The following is a 1,641-nucleotide window of genomic DNA, read 5'->3' on the forward strand; positions in this document are numbered from 1 at the left end:
TGCTTGGGGGCGGGGGTTCACGTTGATTGAATCGCATAGTGATCTGCTCTCCTCCGGGGAGTGTAGGGGGGTTCATGAGTCGCAGAAAAATCGGGACCGGCTTCGTCACCGCGCAGCTGCCGCTGCACTTCACCGACGCCGACCTCGCGGACCTCACCGGCTACCTCGCCGCCCGCGCGGCGGCCGAGGATGACGCTGCCCTGCCGGACGGCTCCGCCACGGACTGGCCGGAGGCCGGCCGCAGCGCCTACCTCCGGCTGCACGCCGCGGACCCGTTCGTGGTGGAGATCCGCGACCCGGTGCAGAGCGGGGTCACGGTGAGCGTGCCGCTCCACCTGCGCGACGGCTGGGCCGCCCGCGCGGCCTCCCGCCTGGACGCCCTGCGCGCCGCACTCGCCGACGGCTCCTGAGCGCGCCGCGGCTGCCCCGCTCCGCCCTCTCCGGATCAGCTATACGTTCATGAATTGGTGAGAGCCTCTCACGGATTCCATTGACCTCGTGCCGAGATCGGGTTACAACATCTCACAGACGCGTAGCCATCTATCTGTCTGGGGGGTCTCCATGCCCGGTGCCCGTGCCACCCTGCTCACCGTCCCGCTCGCCGTCGGCCTGCTGTGTGCCACGGCCGTGCCCGCCGCGGCCGCCGCCACACCACACGCCGCCCGTCCCGGCACGTCCCTGACCTGCCGGGGGCAGGGAGTCGACCCCGCAGCGCTCGTCCGCCACCGGGCCGAGATCGTGATCGACGCGCCGCTGCGCACCGTCTGGCGGCTGCAGACCGACGTGGAGCGCTGGCCGGCCTGGCAGGCGCCGGTCCGGACCGCGGAGCGACTCGACGCCGGCCCGTTCCGCAAGGGTTCGGTGTTCCGGTGGACGACCCCGGTGCCCCCCAACCCCGCAACTCCCGCCACCAGCCTGGAGATCACCTCGACCGTCGAGCAGGTCGAGCGCAACTCCTGCATCCGCTGGACCGGCCCGGCGATCGGTGAAGGGCTGCACATCGACGGCGTCCACGTGTGGAACTTCACCAGGGTCAGGGGCGGCGTCCGCGTGACCACCGAGGAGACCCACACCGGACCCCAGGTCGAGGCCGACGTTCCGACGGCGACCGGGATCCTCCGGCAGGGCCTCGAGGCATGGCTGCGCGACCTGAAGGCCGCCGCGGAAGCCCCCGCCCACGACGACCGGCCGAGCTGACACGCTCACCACACCGGCCCCCGGCCCCCAGGGCCGGCCCGCCGACGTCACGTCAGGGCGTCCTCGCTCACAGGGGGGTGAGGATGTCCTGGTGCGCCCCGTCGAGGACGAGGCCGTTGTCCCACCGGACGCGGACCGTCACCCGCTTCCCCCGCTCCCGGTGCGCGGCCCACTCGGGCTCCAGCTCGGCGATCTCCGCCTCCAGCCGCTCCCGGCTCGCCGCCGGCATGGTGTGCCCGTAGTCCTCGAACAGCGCCTTGAGCCGCTGGTACTCGCGGACCGCGTGGCTTTCCGGGAGTTCCCCGTCCACCCGCTCGACGGTGCCCTCGATCCCGGCTCCCAGCGAGAGGAACCCGACGGCGGCCCCGGGCTCCCCGGCGACCGCCTCACCGAGCCCGAGGTCCTCGGTCAGCCTGACGCGTCGGCCTTCCTCCAGGGTCATCC

At 72.8% G+C, this 1,641-nt stretch carries 3 protein-coding genes; 2 read left to right on the plus strand and 1 reads right to left on the minus strand.

The window, feature by feature from the left end:
* Positions 1-74 precede the first annotated feature (74 nt).
* On the plus strand, positions 75-410 hold the full coding sequence (locus ABZ885_RS40780; RefSeq protein ID WP_360200213.1) for a DUF5959 family protein: 336 nt from the start codon (positions 75-77) through the stop codon (positions 408-410).
* Positions 411-561: 151 nt separating this feature from the next.
* Entirely contained in the window at positions 562-1,197 is a 636-nt protein-coding gene (locus ABZ885_RS40785; protein ID WP_360200215.1) for an SRPBCC family protein, read from the plus strand.
* Positions 1,198-1,264: 67 nt separating this feature from the next.
* Here the strand turns inward: ABZ885_RS40785 and ABZ885_RS40790 are convergent.
* The coding region (locus ABZ885_RS40790; protein ID WP_360200217.1) for a hypothetical protein at positions 1,265-1,641 on the minus strand (377 nt) is incomplete at its 5' end.

The sequence above is a fragment of the Kitasatospora sp. NPDC047058 genome (genome assembly GCF_040643935.1).
Lineage (GTDB): Bacteria > Actinomycetota > Actinomycetes > Streptomycetales > Streptomycetaceae > Kitasatospora.